Origin of the sequence: Arthrobacter sp. YN, from assembly GCF_002224285.1 — a bacterium.
Lineage (GTDB): Bacteria > Actinomycetota > Actinomycetes > Actinomycetales > Micrococcaceae > Arthrobacter.
Genome location: NZ_CP022436.1, coordinates 3,471,021 through 3,486,552, shown reverse-complemented (window position 1 = coordinate 3,486,552; position 15,532 = coordinate 3,471,021). Strand labels below are relative to the sequence as shown.

Annotated in this window: 17 protein-coding genes and 1 riboswitch; of the genes, 13 read left to right on the top strand and 4 right to left on the bottom strand. The window is 64.8% G+C overall.

The window, feature by feature from the left end; all coding sequences use genetic code 11:
• Positions 1-7: 7 nt before the first annotated feature.
• Positions 8-126, top strand: a riboswitch (TPP riboswitch).
• The 4 genes from thiO (at position 122) to CGK93_RS15920 (ending at position 2,791) form a co-directional block, all read left to right on the top strand.
• Complete coding sequence (gene thiO / locus CGK93_RS15935; protein WP_089595670.1) at positions 122-1,387, top strand: glycine oxidase ThiO; 1,266 nt, start codon at positions 122-124, stop codon at positions 1,385-1,387. (Overlaps the previous riboswitch by 5 nt.)
• Positions 1,384-1,620 (top strand): sulfur carrier protein ThiS, encoded by a 237-nt coding sequence (thiS, locus tag CGK93_RS15930; protein ID WP_089595669.1) that lies wholly within the window; start codon positions 1,384-1,386, stop codon positions 1,618-1,620. The genes thiO and thiS overlap by 4 nt, the downstream gene beginning before the upstream one ends.
• Positions 1,621-1,624: 4 nt before the next feature.
• Complete coding sequence (locus tag CGK93_RS15925) at positions 1,625-2,422, top strand: thiazole synthase (protein ID WP_089595668.1); 798 nt, start codon at positions 1,625-1,627, stop codon at positions 2,420-2,422.
• Positions 2,423-2,455: 33 nt separating this feature from the next.
• Entirely contained in the window at positions 2,456-2,791 is a 336-nt protein-coding gene (locus CGK93_RS15920; protein ID WP_089595667.1) for a 4a-hydroxytetrahydrobiopterin dehydratase, read from the top strand.
• 89 nt (positions 2,792-2,880) lie between these two features.
• On the opposite strand, the gene CGK93_RS15915 is transcribed toward CGK93_RS15920, so the two are convergent.
• The 3 genes from CGK93_RS15915 to CGK93_RS15905 are packed head-to-tail and all read right to left on the bottom strand — an operon-like array spanning position 2,881 to position 4,227.
• Complete coding sequence (locus CGK93_RS15915; protein WP_089595666.1) at positions 2,881-3,183, bottom strand: hypothetical protein; 303 nt, start codon at positions 3,181-3,183, stop codon at positions 2,881-2,883.
• A gap of 34 nt (positions 3,184-3,217) precedes the next feature.
• Complete coding sequence (locus CGK93_RS15910) at positions 3,218-3,442, bottom strand: DUF3107 domain-containing protein (RefSeq protein ID WP_026539987.1); 225 nt, start codon at positions 3,440-3,442, stop codon at positions 3,218-3,220.
• 50 nt (positions 3,443-3,492) lie between these two features.
• The gene (locus CGK93_RS15905) at positions 3,493-4,227 is read right to left on the bottom strand and encodes a TetR/AcrR family transcriptional regulator (RefSeq protein ID WP_089595665.1); all 735 of its coding nucleotides are present in this window, start codon (positions 4,225-4,227) and stop codon (positions 3,493-3,495) included.
• A 6-nt stretch (positions 4,228-4,233) separates the two neighbouring features.
• Between CGK93_RS15905 and moeB the strand changes: the two genes are divergently transcribed.
• A complete protein-coding gene (moeB, locus tag CGK93_RS15900) occupies positions 4,234-5,436 on the top strand; it encodes a molybdopterin-synthase adenylyltransferase MoeB (RefSeq protein ID WP_089595664.1) in 1,203 nt (400 codons plus the stop codon).
• A 45-nt stretch (positions 5,437-5,481) separates the two neighbouring features.
• Here moeB and CGK93_RS15895 read toward each other — a convergent pair whose 3' ends face one another.
• Positions 5,482-6,804 (bottom strand): glutamyl-tRNA reductase, encoded by a 1,323-nt coding sequence (locus CGK93_RS15895; RefSeq protein ID WP_089595663.1) that lies wholly within the window; start codon positions 6,802-6,804, stop codon positions 5,482-5,484.
• A 158-nt stretch (positions 6,805-6,962) separates the two neighbouring features.
• Here CGK93_RS15895 and hemE point away from each other — a divergent pair, with 158 nt between their 5' ends.
• From hemE to CGK93_RS15855, 8 genes are all read left to right on the top strand, one after another.
• The gene (gene hemE / locus CGK93_RS15890) at positions 6,963-8,078 is read left to right on the top strand and encodes a uroporphyrinogen decarboxylase (protein ID WP_089597515.1); all 1,116 of its coding nucleotides are present in this window, start codon (positions 6,963-6,965) and stop codon (positions 8,076-8,078) included.
• A 5-nt stretch (positions 8,079-8,083) separates the two neighbouring features.
• A complete protein-coding gene (gene hemG, locus CGK93_RS15885) occupies positions 8,084-9,553 on the top strand; it encodes a protoporphyrinogen oxidase (RefSeq protein WP_089595662.1) in 1,470 nt (489 codons plus the stop codon).
• 72 nt (positions 9,554-9,625) lie between these two features.
• Positions 9,626-10,327, top strand: a complete 702-nt coding sequence (gene hemQ, locus CGK93_RS15880; protein ID WP_089595661.1) for a hydrogen peroxide-dependent heme synthase — start codon at positions 9,626-9,628, stop codon at positions 10,325-10,327.
• A complete protein-coding gene (locus CGK93_RS15875) occupies positions 10,324-11,547 on the top strand; it encodes a ferrochelatase (protein ID WP_089595660.1) in 1,224 nt (407 codons plus the stop codon). The genes hemQ and CGK93_RS15875 overlap by 4 nt, the downstream gene beginning before the upstream one ends.
• Positions 11,544-12,542 (top strand): hydroxymethylbilane synthase, encoded by a 999-nt coding sequence (hemC, locus tag CGK93_RS15870; RefSeq protein WP_089595659.1) that lies wholly within the window; start codon positions 11,544-11,546, stop codon positions 12,540-12,542. Before CGK93_RS15875 ends, hemC begins: the two co-directional genes overlap by 4 nt.
• Positions 12,529-13,407 (top strand): uroporphyrinogen-III synthase, encoded by an 879-nt coding sequence (locus CGK93_RS15865; RefSeq protein WP_232481356.1) that lies wholly within the window; start codon positions 12,529-12,531, stop codon positions 13,405-13,407. The genes hemC and CGK93_RS15865 overlap by 14 nt, the downstream gene beginning before the upstream one ends.
• Positions 13,404-14,384 carry a porphobilinogen synthase gene (gene hemB / locus CGK93_RS15860; protein WP_089595657.1) on the top strand — a complete coding sequence of 327 codons (981 nt, stop codon included), beginning with the start codon at positions 13,404-13,406 and terminating at the stop codon, positions 14,382-14,384. Before CGK93_RS15865 ends, hemB begins: the two co-directional genes overlap by 4 nt.
• Positions 14,384-15,460 (top strand): LLM class flavin-dependent oxidoreductase, encoded by a 1,077-nt coding sequence (locus CGK93_RS15855; protein ID WP_089595656.1) that lies wholly within the window; start codon positions 14,384-14,386, stop codon positions 15,458-15,460. Before hemB ends, CGK93_RS15855 begins: the two co-directional genes overlap by 1 nt.
• The last annotated feature ends 72 nt before the right edge of the window (positions 15,461-15,532 follow it).

Genomic DNA, 15,532 nt, shown 5'->3' with positions numbered 1-15,532 from the left:
TAAACTGGGCACGTACTGCGGGAGCCGCGACGTTCGTCATATGACTGTCCGGCTGAGAGGGCTTAAGAGCCGACCGCTTGACCTGATCCGGCTAGTACCGGCGTAGGGAAGGAAACGCGCAATGGCAGTTCCCCGCCAAACCCCGCTCCAGGCCGACGTGGCCGTCATTGGCGGCGGCGTCATCGGGCTGGGCATCGCCCGCGAAGCGCGGCGACTTGGCCGCTCCGTGGTGGTGATCGACCCCGCACCGGCTTCGGGGGCTACGTTTGCTGCCGCCGGAATGCTTGCCCCCGTGAGCGAATTTCACTACCAGGAGGAAGATCTCCTGGAGTTGATGCTCGAATCGTCCCGGCTGTGGCCGTCTTTCGCAGCAAGCCTGACCTGCGGAGGACAAGACACCGGATACCGCACGACGCCGACACTCGCCGTGGGTGCCGACGCTGCGGACCGCAGGGCGCTGGGAGACCTCCGTGCGGTGCAGCTCGCTGCGGGCCTGGGGGTTGAGCCGCTTTCCCTGCGCGACGCCCGGAATCGCGAACCCCTCCTCAGCCCCCAAATTTCCAGTGCCTTCGACATTCCCGCCGACCACCAGGTTGATCCCCGGAAGTTGGCGGCATGCCTCCTGTCGGGACTGGCGCGCCACGAGGCCAGCGACTCCACCTGGGTTTCGGATGCCGCCAATGGGTTTGCCGTGGCTTCCTCGGCGCGCCGTTTGCTCTGGGACGCAGGGCGGGTCTCAGGAGTGGAACTCGAGTCCGGTGCCGCTGTCCACTCCACCGAAACAGTGGTCGCCAACGGACTGGGTGCGGCTGAACTGGAGGGGCTCCCCGACGGGCTCAGCCTTCCCGTCCGGCCGGTGTATGGCGACATCCTCAGGCTTCGGGTGCCTGAACACCTGCGGCCCCTGCTCACCTCCACCGTCCGCGGGATGGTCCGCGGGGTGCCCGTCTACATCGTGCCCCGGGACAACGGCACGGTAGTCATCGGGGCCACCCAACGCGAGGACGGGCTGTCGGCATCCTCCAATGCGGTCTCAGCCGGGGGCGTCTACCAGTTGCTGAGGGACGCCCAGGCCTTGGTCCCCGCAGTGGCGGAACTTGAACTGCTCGAAGCAACGGCCCGCGCCCGCCCCGGCACTCCGGACAACGCCCCGTTGCTTGGACGGGTCGCCGGCTCCAGGGGGGATGTTGATGGCCTGGTGATCGCCACGGGATTCTTCCGGCATGGCGTCCTCCTGACGCCCGCGGCCGCACGGATCGTGGGCGGGCTGATCAACGGCTCGTCGGACCCCCGGTGGGCACCATTCCGCCCGGACCGCTTCGCGGCCACTACATCCACAGCGCGGGCGCTCACGCCGGCACACGCACCCAGCAAGGAAACAGCATGAACATCAAACTCAACGGATCCGATCACGCCGTGCCGGAGGACGCTTCAGTCAGCACCTTGGTCACGGCCGTCACCGGCCGCGTCCTGGACCACCGCGGACAGGCAGCCGACGGCGGCAAGCTGGGTGTCGCCGTCGCCCGCAATTCCGAGGTGGTGCCGCGCAGCCAATGGTCCGCAACGGCGCTCGCCGACGGAGATGAACTCGAACTTGTTACCGCAGTCCAAGGAGGCTGACATCATGACGACAGCAAACACAGAGGTCATTACTGACGCCCTGGTGATCGACGGCGTCCACTTCGGCTCCCGACTGATCATGGGCACGGGAGGTGCCCCGAGCCTGGACGGCCTGGGCGCTGCGCTCCTGGCGTCCGGGACTGAGCTCACCACAGTAGCCATGAGGCGCTACTCACCGGCTGAAACAGGATCACTCTTCCAACTCCTGGTGGACCACGGCATCCGCGTGTTGCCCAACACCGCCGGTTGCTTTACTGCCAAAGACGCTGTGATGACGGCAGAACTGGCGCGGGAGGCACTGGAAACCGACTGGGTAAAGCTGGAAGTCATCGCCGACGAACACACACTCCTTCCAGACGCCGTGGAACTCGTCGAGGCAACGGAGAAGCTGGTCAACCGTGGATTCAAGGTCTTCGCCTACACCAACGATGATCCCGTCCTGGCCCTGCGCCTCGAAAACCTGGGTGCCACCGCTGTGATGCCCCTGGGCTCGCCGATCGGAACCGGTCTGGGCATCCTGAACCCGCACAACATTGAACTCATTGTGTCCCGGGCCTCAGTCCCCGTGGTGCTGGATGCAGGAATAGGAACCGCCTCCGATGCCGCGCTCGCCATGGAGCTGGGCTGCGACGCCGTACTATTGGCCACTGCTGTCACCCGGGCGCAGAACCCGGTGCAGATGGGTGAGGCCTTCAAACACGCCGTGATCGCCGGTAGGCTGGCCAAGCAGGCAGGACGAATTCCTCGACGTGAGCACGCTTTGGCGTCGTCAGCCATGGAGGGCCGGGCAGAGTTCCTCTAGGTGTCCGCCGTGTCTTCGCGAGAAGGAGCAGCAGTGGCAGGGAACCGTGACCACCTGACCCAGGCGGATGTCGACGATGCCCTCCGGGAGCTCCCCGACTGGAAGTACAAGGACGGCCTGGTCACCGTCTATAAAACCCCGACGGCGGCCGAAGCCCTGGCGCTTATTGCGGCGATCGGACAGATCGCCGAACAGCAAAACCACCATCCCGATCTGGAATGGCGCTACAACAGGGTCCACCTGCGGTACGTGTCCCACGATGCCGGCGGGAACGTCACCCCCCGCGACATCGCCGCTGCGGCCTCCGTGAGCGAAGCCGCGGCCGGGCTGGGTGCAACTGCCCAGCCGGAGCGGTATCCGGAGGCCTGAGCCGCCTGACCTCAACCGCGTGACAAGGCGTTAAACGACAGTGACCGTCGCCCGAAGGCGGCGGTCACTGTCGTTTGTTCTTGGTGCTGCTAGAGCCTCAGCGCCTTGGTGAGCGCCGCAGTATCGTGCTGGGTCCGGGTCCGGCCCAGGAATACCACTACCCCTGCGGCGGCGGCAGTTCCCAGGACGATAGGCAGGACCCAAGGAATCCAGGTTGCCCCGGGCTGGTAGCCCAGGCCGGCACTGATGAACGCAATCCAGCTCAGGGTGCCCACAGCCACCGAAACACCGGCAGGCAAGGCGATGCCGTATTTGCCGTGCCTCTTGTCGTTGGCCCACACGATGAAGCCGGTGGCTATGGTGGCCAGAACCACCACGACGAGTGAAAGCATGAAGACTCCTTAGCGGACTGCGTGAGGGGAGGGCCTAGAGTGCGCCGAAACCGACGCGGCGGACTTCCTCGGCGCCGATCTCGACGTAGCCCAGGACACTGCCGGGAACAATGATCTGGCGGCCCTTCTCGTCGGTCAGGCGCAATTCCGAGCCCTTGGACACGGCCTCTGCCACGATCTTGGCCACGGCGTCTGCATCCAAAGCGGATTCGAGCACAATTTCACGGCCAACGTTCTGAATGCCGATCTTTACTTCCACAGCAAGGCCTCCAAGCCAATCAAGTATTAAGTCAGTCCTCTATTTGTAGCCTAGGACTCTTTGGGGAATCGACTGATTCCGCGCCAAGCTAAACGATAGATCAGATCACTGGCCACATCGAGGTCAAGGTTTCCGTCCGTTTCAAGCCAGTAGCGTGCGCTCACCTGCGCCATTCCGGCCAGACCGCGGCCCAGGAGCTGCGCCTCCAGGGGAGGCAACTTGGTGTCCTCGGCAATGACATGGGCCACCGCATCCGCGAACGTTTTGTTGAAGGTCTCCAGGCGGGAGCTCACATCGGGATCGTTGATGAGGTCCGATTCGAAGACCAGCCGGTGGGCTTGGTCGTCATCGGCGATGAACCGGTAGTAGGCCCGCATCACGGCTTTCACGCGTTCCTTGTTGTCCGAGGTGGAGTTCAAGGCGCTGAGCATCAGCTCAGTCAGCGTTGCCAGGTGGCTGTCCAAAAGGGCCATATAGAGCTCGCGCTTGGACGGAAAGTGCTGGTACAGCACCGGTTTGCTCACGTGGGCAGCCTCGGCGATTTCGTCCATGGCCGCACCATGGAAACCGTTGGAGACAAAGACTTCCAACGCCGCATTCAGCAACTGCGCCCGGCGCTCGTCGCGCGGCAACCTTGGTGAACGCGTTGAAACAGCCCGTTCCTGCTTGGCCGGTGCCCCATCGTGTGCCCTTGTGCCGTCAGCCACAGTCTGCCGCCTTTCCTTTGCAGTTATGACCACTCTACCGGTGGGTAATATGACCGGGCGGCATCGGCAGGCATACATTGGGGTATGGCCTCAATTGTTGCTGCCCGCCCTGCTGCGCCCGCTGTCCTGCCGCCCCTTGTTGAACCGGCCGCCGAACTCACGCCGGCCGAGGTGGAGCGATACTCCCGGCATCTCATCATTCCCGAAATCGGCGCCTTGGGCCAACGCAGGCTTAAGAATGCCAAGGTGCTCGTCATAGGCGCCGGCGGACTTGGTTCTCCGGCACTGTTGTACTTGGCGGCGGCCGGCGTTGGCACACTCGGAATCGTTGACGATGACGTGGTGGACCTCAGCAACCTGCAGCGCCAGGTCATCCACGGCGTGAAGGACGTGGGCATCCCCAAGATCGAGTCCGCCCGCAACGCCATCAACGAACTCAATCCGCTGGTCAACGTCGTCCTGCATGACATCCGGCTGGACCCATCCAACGCCCTGGAGTTGTTTGCGCAGTACGACCTCATCCTCGATGGCGCGGACAACTTCGCCACGCGTTACCTGGTCAACGACGCCGCCGCCATCCTCGGCAAGCCCTACGTCTGGGGTTCCATCTTCCGCTTCGACGGCCAGGTCAGCGTGTTTTGGGCCGAGCACGGCCCCACGTACCGGGACCTTTATCCTGAAGCTCCACCCGCCGGTTCGGTGCCTTCCTGCGGCGAGGGCGGAGTCTTCGGCATGTTGTGCGCAGCGGTTGGTTCGCTCATGGTGACCGAAGCCGTGAAGCTGATCACCGGCGTCGGGCGTTCACTCCTGGGCCGGGTAGCGCTCTTTGACGCACTGGGCGGCAGCTGGCGCGAGATCAGGGTATCCAAGGACCCGGAAGCCGAACCCATCACGGAGCTGACGGACTACGAAGCTTTCTGCGGTGTAACGCCACCGGCAGCGACCGACCAGGAACACACTGTGTCCGCCAAGGACCTTGCCTCGATGCTCGCAGAGCGTGAGGCGGGGGAGCGGGACTTCGACTTGGTGGATGTCCGGGAATCGGGCGAGCACAGCATTGTCAGCATTGACGGCTCGGTCCTCATTCCGCAGGGCCGCATTCTCTCCGGCGAGGCGTGGGTGGAGTTGCCCCAGGACAAGGACATTGTTTTCCACTGCAAGGCCGGTACGCGCTCGGCTGCTGTGTTGGAGGCTGCGCGGAAGGCGGGTTATACGCGGGTCAGCCATCTCGACGGTGGTATTCTCGCCTGGGTGCGCGACGTCGAGCCGGCGAAGCCCGTTTACTAGCTCGTTTCCCGTCACCCTGGGGCTGGAAGGTGTGGCCCTGTCTGCTCAGGCGCTCTCTGAGCGGAGCTGCTGATGGTCCACGGGGCATTCGGCGGCCGGGACTGCAGCCTGGGGCTGTTCCACCTGGATTCCGTAGAGTGCCTCGAGGGCTGCGACGTAGTCGTCCTGCTGTCCGTTGGCGGCAAGTTCACGTGCACGGACTGTGGGGATGTGGAGGAGCTGCTTGACCATGCGGCGGAGTGCGAACTCCACCTCTTCGGCGGCAGCCGTGCAACCGTGACGGGCGCGGACCTTTTCCATCTCGGCGTCCAGGACGTTCATGGTGTGGCGGCGAAGCGCCACGATGGCCGTGTCCACGGAGCGGGCTTCGCGCTCGGATTCGAAGGACGCGGCAGCGCCGGTGACGATTGCACTTGCTTGGGACAGCGACTCTGCTTGTTCCTGGGGAGCAGCGAGCCGGACGGACTCAAGCGTCAGGAGTTCAACGCCGTCGAGTTCGCCCACGGCGGGGTCGAAATCATGGGTGAGGGCGAGGTCGATGGCGATCAACGGCTTGCCCGATTGTGCACGGACACGGGCGAGGTCTGCGGCCTCCACGCGGTTATCCGATCCGCTGCAGCCGATCATGACGTCAGCTGCGGCAACAGCGGCGGGGAGGGTGTCGGCGTCGAGCGCTGTTCCACCGCGGGTGGCGACGAAACCTTGGGCGCGGCCGGACGACGAGTAGACGGAAACTTCGGTGCAGCCCCGTTCGCGAAGCAATGACATGGTGGCGCCTGCGTAGGCGCCGGTGCCGAACACCACAACTTTCTTGGTGGACCAATCGTCGTTCTCGGCGAGGTCGGTTGCGAGGTCCAGGGCGACGGAAACAATGGAGAGCCCGCGCGAGCCGAGGGCGGTTTGCGCGCCAACGTCCTTGGCCGTCTTGGAAGCTGCCTGGAACAAGCGGACCAGCCCGGAACTCGCTGTGCCTTCCTGCTGGGCGGTGATCAGAGCCCGGCGGACCTGGCCGGCGATCTCACGCTCACCAACCACCGCGGAGTCGAGTCCGGCGCTCACGGCAAAGAGGTGCCGGGTGACCTCCGGGCCAGTGTGCGTTGCGAAGGAACGGGAAACCAGTTGCTCGTTGAGTCCGCTCAGTTCGCTGATCTGGGAGACCAAGGCGGATCGTGCGGCCTCGAGGTCTGCAGCATGGGCCGTTTCCCCGTAAACCTCATAGCGGTTGCAGGTTGCAAGGACCACGGCGCCGGACACCACGGGGGCGTCCGTCAGGGCTGCCGAGGCAAGCTCAGAGGAACCGTTGCTCAACTGAGCGACAGTTTCGAGGTCGATGTCGGCGTGTGTAGCCACCAATGAGAAAAGAACCACAGCACCCCAATCATAGCTTTTTCGTAGCCCGGTAGAACGATATGGCACCGTGGCGATCCCCACGCAGGGGAGTGATCGCCGCCACAAAGGCCCGGGAAGCGCTCAACGTGACAGCTTGTCGTTATCTTTTGCCCCGGATTTTCGGCACAATCGAAGGCATGACTTCTAGCTCGGCAGCATCCAAGAGTACGGCCTCCAACGCCCCGGCGGGAACCCTCGACGCCAACCACCCGCTGAAGGACGGCCGAACATCGGACTCGCCGTTGATTACCGCCTACCGCGGCGGCACGCCGTCCCGCAGGCCCGTCTGGTTCATGCGTCAAGCAGGCCGCTCCCTGCCCGAGTACCTGAAGGTACGCGAAGGTGTCGCGATGCTGGACTCCTGCCTGCGTCCGGAACTTGCGGCGGAAATCACCCTCCAGCCGGTTCGTCGCCATGACGTTGACGCGGCCATCTTCTTCTCCGACATCGTCATCCCGCTGAAGCTGGCCGGTGTGGGCGTGGACATCGTCCCCGGCGTTGGACCGGTTCTGGACAAACCTGTCCGCACTGCCGCTGATGTGGCAGCCCTGCCCACGCTGACGTGGGAGGCGCTGGAACCCATCCGCGAAGCCGTCCGCCTGACTGTTGCTGAACTCGGGAAAACCCCGCTCATCGGGTTCGCCGGCGCCCCCTTCACCTTGGCGGCCTACATGGTTGAAGGCAAGCCGTCCAGGGACCACCTTGGACCCCGGACCATGATGCACGCCGATCCTGAAACCTGGGCGGCACTGGCCAACTGGGCCGCCGACACCTCAGGAATGTTCCTCCAAGCCCAGCTCGAAGCGGGTGCTTCTGCTGCCCAGCTCTTCGACTCGTGGGCAGGCTCCCTGGGCCTGGCTGACTACACCAAGTACGTAGCGCCGGCTTCGGCCCGGGCGCTGGACCATGTTCGTGGCCTGGGTGCTCCGTTGATTCACTTCGGCACGGGTACGTCCGAGCTCCTGGTCGCCATGCGCGATGTCGGGGTGGACGTGGTGGGCGTGGACTACCGACTCCCGTTGGATGAGGCCAACCGCCGCTTGGGTGGCACCGTCCCGCTGCAGGGAAACATCGACCCCGCCCTTCTCTCCGCTCCCTGGGAGGTCCTTGAAGCCCACGTCCGTGAGGTCATTGCGGCCGGAGCCCACGCGCCGGGCCATGTGCTGAACCTGGGCCACGGAGTACCTCCGGAAACGGATCCCACCGTCCTGACCCGCGTCGTGGAACTTATCCACTCCGTCCCTGCGGAGTAGTGCCGATGCGCGGGGGACACCCATCGCCCAAGACACCGGCAGGCGGGCCATCCGCCGTTGTGGTGGGCGGTGGCGTCTCAGGCCTGATCGCTGCCCGTGAACTTGCCATGGCCGGCTTTGCCGTCACCATCCTGGAAGCGGGCGACGCCTGGGGCGGCTGCGTGGGAAGCCATGTTGTTGCCGGGCTGCAGCTTGACAGCGGAGCGGAATCCTTTGCCACCCGGTCGCCGGCTGTTGCCGACCTCGCCCGTGAGCTTGGTCTGGCGGACAAGATTGTTGCCCCGCACCCCGGAGGTGCCTGGGTGCAATTACCTGACGGGCCGCAGGAACTACCCAAAACGGGAATCCTGGGCATCCCCGCCAATCCCTGGGATCCGGAAGTCCGCCGTTCCTTGGGACTCGCCGGAGCAATCCGTGCCTCGTTGGACACCTGGCTTCCCGCGTCCTTTGGTACGTCCTCGGAGGTCACCAGTGTTTCCGCGCTGGTCCGGAGCCGTATGGGCAAGAGGGTCCTTGACCGGCTGGTTTCCCCAGTGGTGGGCGGTGTCCATTCGGCCGACCCCGATCTTCTCGATGTCGATATGGTTGCGCCCGGCCTTCGGGCGGGTATCCGTCAGCATGGTTCACTGGCTGCCGCCGTGGCGGCCCAGCGCAGGGCCGCCACCGGCTCCGCTTCCGGTCCGGCCAAGGCCGGATCCGCCGTCGCCGGCTTGAAAGGCGGCATGCATTCGCTGGTGACTGCGCTCGTGGCAGACCTGCGCGGACGTGGCGTCGGGCTGATGACCGGAAAGCGCGCCGACGCAGTGGCGAAGACCCCGGGCGGATGGCGGGTCACCGCCGGCGGTTCCACGTACGACGCCGGCCGGTTGGTGGTTGCGCTCGACGGCCCGGCCGCCGTCGGGCTTCTTGAGCAGTCCTTGCCGGAACTGTCAGGCTTGCGTCCGGCCCCCGGCCCGCTGGTGAGCCTGGTGACCATGGTGGTGGATCTTCCCGAACTCGACAGCAGGCCACGCGGGACCGGAATTTTGGTGGCACCACAAACTCCGGGAATCAAGGCCAAGGCGTTGACCCACGCAACGGCCAAATGGGACTGGTTGGCGGGCGAAGCCGGGCCGGGGACGCACGTCTTGCGCCTGTCCTATGGCCGGCGTGAAGAAGCTGCAGGGGGAGCGGATATCGTCTTGGATGATGATTCTCTCCTGTCCGCGGCGCTGGCGGATGCCTCCGCATTGTTGACAGTGCCGGTCTCACGGGCGGACATCGTTGATTGGGACGTGGTGCGGTGGGCCGGAGCCTTGCCGTTCGCCGCCGTCGGTCATAAACAGCGCGTCGGGCACGTACGCGCTGTGTGCGCCGCGGCCGCCGGCTTGACGGTGGTTGGAGGCTGGTTGGCGGGGAATGGCCTGGCTGCGGTGGTCGCCGACACCCGGGCACAGCTCGACGCAGCCGTAGCCGAGGATGCCCCAAATCTGTGATTTGCATCACTTCTACGCGTTGTAGAACTGATCCGTTTCGACTTAGGAGCTGGCACGGGGCAAACTTGAACCATGAGCCACACTTCTGCCGAATCTGTCACTAAAACTGCTGAAACCGAAGAACAGTTCTACACGCTGTGGACGGTCTTCAAGCGCTCGGCCGACGTCCTGCGCAGCGGCGATGCTGCCCAGGAATTCGAAGCCCTTGCGGAGAAGCTCGCTGAGGGTGGAGTGATTCTCCGCGGCAGCTATGACGTCTCGGCGATGCGCTCGGACGCGGACATCATGGTGTGGCTCCACGGGCCCAAGCCGGAGGACCTGCAGGCTGCCGTCCGCTCCATCCGCCGCAGCAAGCTTTTCGCCGGCACCGACATCGTTTGGTCCGCCATGGGCGTTCACCGCGAAGCCGAGTTCTCCAAGAGCCATGTGCCGGCATACGCCCGCGGCGTCGAGCCGAGCACCTGGCTCTGTGTCTATCCGTTTGTCCGCTCCTACGAGTGGTACCTGCTTCCGACCGACGAGCGCGGCAAGATGCTCCGCGACCACGGCCTGCTGGGACGCGAATTCCCGCAGGTCATCTCCAATACCGTTTCCTCCTTCGCGCTGGGTGACTGGGAATGGATCCTTGGCCTCGAAGCACCTGAATTGGTGGACCTGGTGGACCTGATGCGCCACCTGCGCGCCACCGAAGCACGCCACCACGTTCGCGAAGAAATCCCCTTCTACACCGGCCGTCGCGTCACGGCTGCCGAGATTGCCGAGGTTCTCGCATGACCAGCCCCGCTGTCTCCACTGCACTTAACGCCGTCACCGAGCGTGGCCGCCAGGAAGCAGCGCGTTACGACGCCGTGCTGCTGGCGTCCTTCGGAGGTCCCGAAGGCCAGGATGACGTCATTCCGTTCTTGCGGAACGTCACCCGTGGCCGCGGCATCCCCGATGAGCGGCTCGAAGAGGTCTCGCACCACTACCGCGCCTTCGGGGGCATCAGCCCCATCAACCAGCAGAACCGGGAACTGAAGGCTGCCATCGAGGCCGAGCTGGCCCGCCGCGGTATCGAACTGCCGGTCCTTTGGGGCAACCGCAACTGGGATCCCTACATCGCCCCGGTACTCCAGGACGCCTACGACGCCGGACACCGCCGGCTCCTGATGCTCACCACCAGCATCTACTCCTGTTACTCCAGCTGCCGCCAGTACCGCGAAGACATCGGCGTTGCACTGACGGAAACAGGGTTGGATGGCAAGCTCCAGGTGGACAAGATCCGCCAGTATTTCGACCACCCCGGCGTCGTCCAGCCTTTCCTGGAGGGTACGTCTGCGGGCTTGGAGGAGATCCGCGGCAAGCTCGCCGCTGCCGGTGAGGCTGATCCCGATGCGAAGATCCGCGTCCTGTTCGCAACGCACTCCATCCCTACGCGGGATGCCGAGGCCGCTGGCAGGTCAGAGGACGAGCCCCGCGAATTCGCCGAAGGCTCGGCTTATGCTGCCCAGCACTTGGCCAATGCCAAGGCCATTATGGATGTTGTGGCGCCCAACGTCGCCTGGGACTTGGTGTACCAGTCCCGTTCCGGCGCACCGCATATCCCGTGGCTTGAGCCGGACATCAATGACCACCTTGAGGAAATCGCCCCTGAAGGCGTCCGCGGTGTCGTCATTGTTCCCCTCGGCTTCGTGAGCGATCACATGGAAGTAGCCTGGGACCTTGACACCGAGGCCCTGGAAACCTGCAAGAACCTGGGTATCGAAGCAACCCGTGTTCCCACTCCGGGTACGCACGCGGCTTTCGTGTCCGGCCTGGTGGACCTGATCTGCGAACGCACGGTGGAGAACAACATCGCCGAGCGCCCCCACGTCACGGACCTTGGACCGTGGTATGACGTCTGCCGCCCCAACTGCTGCGAGAACTTCCGTGGGGCGAAGCCCGTCATTTCAGAAGTTGGCACCACGGTGGGCATCGGCCACGACGCCTACCCGGCTGCGGAGGCTGCCAAGTGACCGTCCGCATCGGCACCAGGGCCAGCAAGCTGGCGCTGACGCAGACGCAGCAGACGGCGGACAAGTTGTCCGCGGTTGGCGGCTTCCCGGTAGAGCTGGTTCACATCAAGACCGAGGGCGACGTCAAAACCGGCTCCCTCTCCCAGATGGGCGGAACAGGCGTGTTCGTCGCCGCCTTGCGTGACGCGTTGCTGGCTGACACCTGCGATGTCGCTGTGCACTCCCTCAAGGACCTGCCCACCGGCGCAGCCCTTGGCCTGAGCATCGCTGCAACACCCAAGCGGGTGGATGTCCGTGATGTTCTCTGCGCACGGGACGGTATGACACTCTCTGAGCTGCCGGGCGGGGCCAAGGTCGGCACGGGTTCACCACGCCGCGCTGCCCAGCTCCGTGCAGCCCGGCCGGATATTGAGGTTTTGGACATCAGGGGCAACGTGGATACCCGCCTCGGCCGGGTTCCCGGCCTGCCGGGCAACATCACGGATGAGGTTGTGCCGGGTAAGTCCTGCGACCTTGACGCCGTGGTGTTGGCCGCCGCTGGATTGGAACGAATGGACCGGCTGGACACCGTCAGTGAGTTCTTCGAAACCAACGTCATGTTGCCCGCACCCGGGCAAGGTGCGTTGGCCATCGAATGCCGAACTGAGGACGCTCCGCGCCAGCCAGGGTCCACCGCGGGTTCAGACGGCGTGCTGGCCCAGGCTCTGGCGGCATTGAACGACGACGACACCCGGCTGGCGGTGACAGCCGAGCGTGCCGTGCTGGCCAGGCTTGAGGCCGGCTGCGCCGCTCCGGTGGGCGCCTACGCCTTCCGAAAGGGCAGCATGCTGCACCTGGAAGCAGTGGTCTGCGCCGTGGATGGCACCAAGACTGTCCGTGAGAAAAAAGCCACCGATGGGCTCACGGAAGTTGGCGCCACGTTGCTCGGCATCGAGGTGGCTGAGTTGTTGCTCGCTGCCGGCGCCGCGGAGATCGCGGACCTTGCCGCGTCCTGAACTGCATGATCCACAAGGGCTGACCGGTCGGCGTGTCCTGATCACCAGGAGCGCCGACCGTGCCAAGCCGCTGGCGTCGTTGCTGACCGGCCGCGGCGCCGCACCCTTGGTGCTGCCCCTGATCGATTTTGAACGGGCAAGAGACCAGGCGATCCTGGACGATGTCCTCGACCGCCTGGCCGCCGGTGAATTCGATTGGCTGGTGATCAGCAGCATCACCAGTGCCCGTGTCCTTCTTGAGAAGGCTGCAGAGCGGGGAACCACCCCGGCAGGCTTGGTTCCGGCAGTTACCCGTGTGGCCACCATCGGCCCGTCCTCGTTGCGGGTCCTGGAATCCATTGGCCTCTCCGTTCACCTGGCACCGACGGAGCTTCAGTCTGCTGACGGCCTGGTGGAACTGTGGGAGCCCGCACCTGTCCGGGTGCTCCTGCCCCAGGCCGATATTGCGGCACCCGGCCTGAGGGAAGGCCTGACGTCAAAAGGTGCTGACGTGACCTCCGTGGTTGCCTACCACACCGTCGACTACCCGGCCGGGGCGGGACTCCGCCTGACGGCGGAACTGCCCGCCGCCGTCGAGGTTTCCGAGGACAGCTTGCCGCCAATGCTCAGCCCGGAAGAGGCACGGGCTGCCCTCGACGCAGGCACTGTGGACGCCGTGGTGGCTGCCTCGCCCAGCGCCGTGCGCCGCATTGCCGAGACACTGCTGCCCCTGGGCAACTGCAGACTGATCGCCATAGGACGTCCGACGGCGGCGGAGGCCACTCGCCTTGGCCTCACCGTGGCTGCCACAGCCAAAGAACCAACCCCGGACGGCATCGTGGCCGCCTTGGAATCTGTTTTCGCCAACGAAGGGAACCCGCAATGAGCTTTCCAAACCATCGTCCCCGCCGTCTGCGCACCACTCCTGCCATGCGCAGGCTCACCGCAGAGAACCGGCTGGCACCTGCGGACCTGATCCTTCCGGCGTTTATCCGGGAAGGGCTCACTGAACCGAGCCCCATCAGCTCCATGCCGGGTGTGGTCCAGCACACCACTGATTCCCTGAAGCGCGCTGCAGCTGAAGCCGTGGAGCTTGGAGTGGGCGGGATCATGCTGTTCGGCGTCCCCGCCGTGCGCGATGCGCAGGGCACGGCTTCCCTTGATCCGGACGGCGTCCTGAACAAGGCCATCCGCGACGTCAAGATTGAGGTGGGCGATGACCTGGTCATCATGGGCGACGTTTGCCTGGACGAGTTCACGGATCACGGCCACTGCGGGGTCCTCGACGCCGATGGCTATGTAGACAACGACGCCACCCTGGAGATCTACGGACGGATGGCCGTGGCACAGGCCGACGCGGGCGCCCACGTACTGGGACCCTCGGGCATGATGGATGGCCAGATCGCCGTCATCCGCCAGGCGTTGGAGGAATCCGGCCACCAGAACACCGCTGTCCTCGCTTACGCAGCCAAATATGCGTCAGCGTTCTACGGCCCGTTCCGTGAAGCGGTCGATTCCCAGCTCAAGGGTGATCGCCGGACCTACCAGATGGACGCAGCCAACCGCCGGGAAGCCATCCTGGAAGTGGAACTGGACCTTGAAGAAGGTGCCGACATGGTGATGGTCAAGCCGGCCATGAGCTACCTGGATATCCTGGCCGACGTCGCAGCCATGAGCCCGGTACCGGTCTCGGCCTACCAAATCTCCGGCGAGTACGCCATGATCGAAGCTGCTGCGGCCAACGGCTGGATCGACAGGCGCGGTGCCATCACCGAATCCGTCCTGGGAATCAAGCGTGCCGGAGCCGATACCGTGCTGACCTACTGGGCCTCCGAACTGGCAGGCTGGCTGAAGGAGTCCTGATGACATCCGTTCCCTCCGACCCCGTGGCGCCGGTAGCAGCCGATCAGATCCTCTTGGGCCTGAACACTTTTGGCGATGCCGGCGTCGACGCCGACGGGAATCCCAAGGAACATGCCCGCGTCCTCCGCGAGCTGCTCGAGGAAGCGAAGCTGGCCGACGCCGTCGGAATCCATGCCTTCGGGGTGGGAGAGCACCACCGCCGGGACTTCGCAGTCTCCGCCCCCGAGGTCTTCCTTGCCGCTGCCGCCGCAGTGACCTCCCGGATACGCCTGGGCTCGGCCGTTACGGTGCTGAGCTCGGATGATCCCATTCGTGTTTTCCAGCGCTTCTCCACTGTGGATGCGCTGTCCAACGGCAGGGCTGAAGTGATGCTGGGCAGGGGATCGTTCGTTGAATCCTTCCCGCTCTTCGGCCTCGACCTGGCTGATTACGAAGTCCTTTTCGAGGAGAAACTGGAGCTCTTCGACAAGGTTCGTGCCCAGAAGCCGGTCCACTGGGAGGGCCGTACCCGCCCCAATGTCAACGGACTGCAGGTGTACCCGAAATTGCAGCACCATTTGCTGCCTGCCTGGATTGGCGTTGGCGGAACACCCGAGTCCGTGCTGCGCTGCGCGGAATACGGCTACCCGATCATTTTCGCCATCATCGGGGGAGAACCCCGCCGCTTTGCCCCGTTGGTGAACCTGTACCGCGATGCGATGACGAAGTACGGGCACCCGATGCGCCAGATCGCAACGCACTCCCCGGGTTTCATCGCCGATACGGACGAGGCCGCCCGGGAGGAACTCTTCCCGCACTGGCTCGACCAGCGCAACAGGATCGGCGCTGAGCGCGGCTGGGGTCCGGGAAACCGCGGTGAATTCGAGGCCATGTGCGGCCCCGAAGGCGCCCTCTATGTGGGTTCGCCGGAAACCGTCGCGCAGAAGATCGTGCTGCTCAAACGCACCTTGGGTGTGGACCGCTTCGACCTGAAGTACAGCAACGGGACCCTGCCCCACCAATCCATGATGCGCTGCATCGAGCTCTACGGCACCGAGGTGGCCCCGCGGGTTGCCCGGCTGCTTGCTGCCGAATAGGCGCACCCGACGCAAACCGGCCGCTCCTGGATCGCAGACCGGCCGCTTCTGAATCACTGAAAGAATAGGAAC

Coding starts and splice junctions, on each gene's coding strand:
- thiO (WP_089595670.1), top strand. CDS start 122: ATGGCAGTTCCCCGCCAAACCCCGCTCCAGGCCGACGTGGCCGTCATT.
- hemQ (WP_089595661.1), top strand. CDS start 9,626: ATGAGCCACACTTCTGCCGAATCTGTCACTAAAACTGCTGAAACCGAA.
- hemB (WP_089595657.1), top strand. CDS start 13,404: ATGAGCTTTCCAAACCATCGTCCCCGCCGTCTGCGCACCACTCCTGCC.
- hemG (WP_089595662.1), top strand. CDS start 8,084: ATGCGCGGGGGACACCCATCGCCCAAGACACCGGCAGGCGGGCCATCC.
- CGK93_RS15905 (WP_089595665.1), bottom strand. CDS start 4,227: ATGTATGCCTGCCGATGCCGCCCGGTCATATTACCCACCGGTAGAGTG.
- CGK93_RS15915 (WP_089595666.1), bottom strand. CDS start 3,183: ATGCTTTCACTCGTCGTGGTGGTTCTGGCCACCATAGCCACCGGCTTC.
- hemE (WP_089597515.1), top strand. CDS start 6,963: ATGACTTCTAGCTCGGCAGCATCCAAGAGTACGGCCTCCAACGCCCCG.
- CGK93_RS15875 (WP_089595660.1), top strand. CDS start 10,324: ATGACCAGCCCCGCTGTCTCCACTGCACTTAACGCCGTCACCGAGCGT.
- thiS (WP_089595669.1), top strand. CDS start 1,384: ATGAACATCAAACTCAACGGATCCGATCACGCCGTGCCGGAGGACGCT.
- moeB (WP_089595664.1), top strand. CDS start 4,234: ATGGCCTCAATTGTTGCTGCCCGCCCTGCTGCGCCCGCTGTCCTGCCG.
- CGK93_RS15925 (WP_089595668.1), top strand. CDS start 1,625: ATGACGACAGCAAACACAGAGGTCATTACTGACGCCCTGGTGATCGAC.
- CGK93_RS15855 (WP_089595656.1), top strand. CDS start 14,384: ATGACATCCGTTCCCTCCGACCCCGTGGCGCCGGTAGCAGCCGATCAG.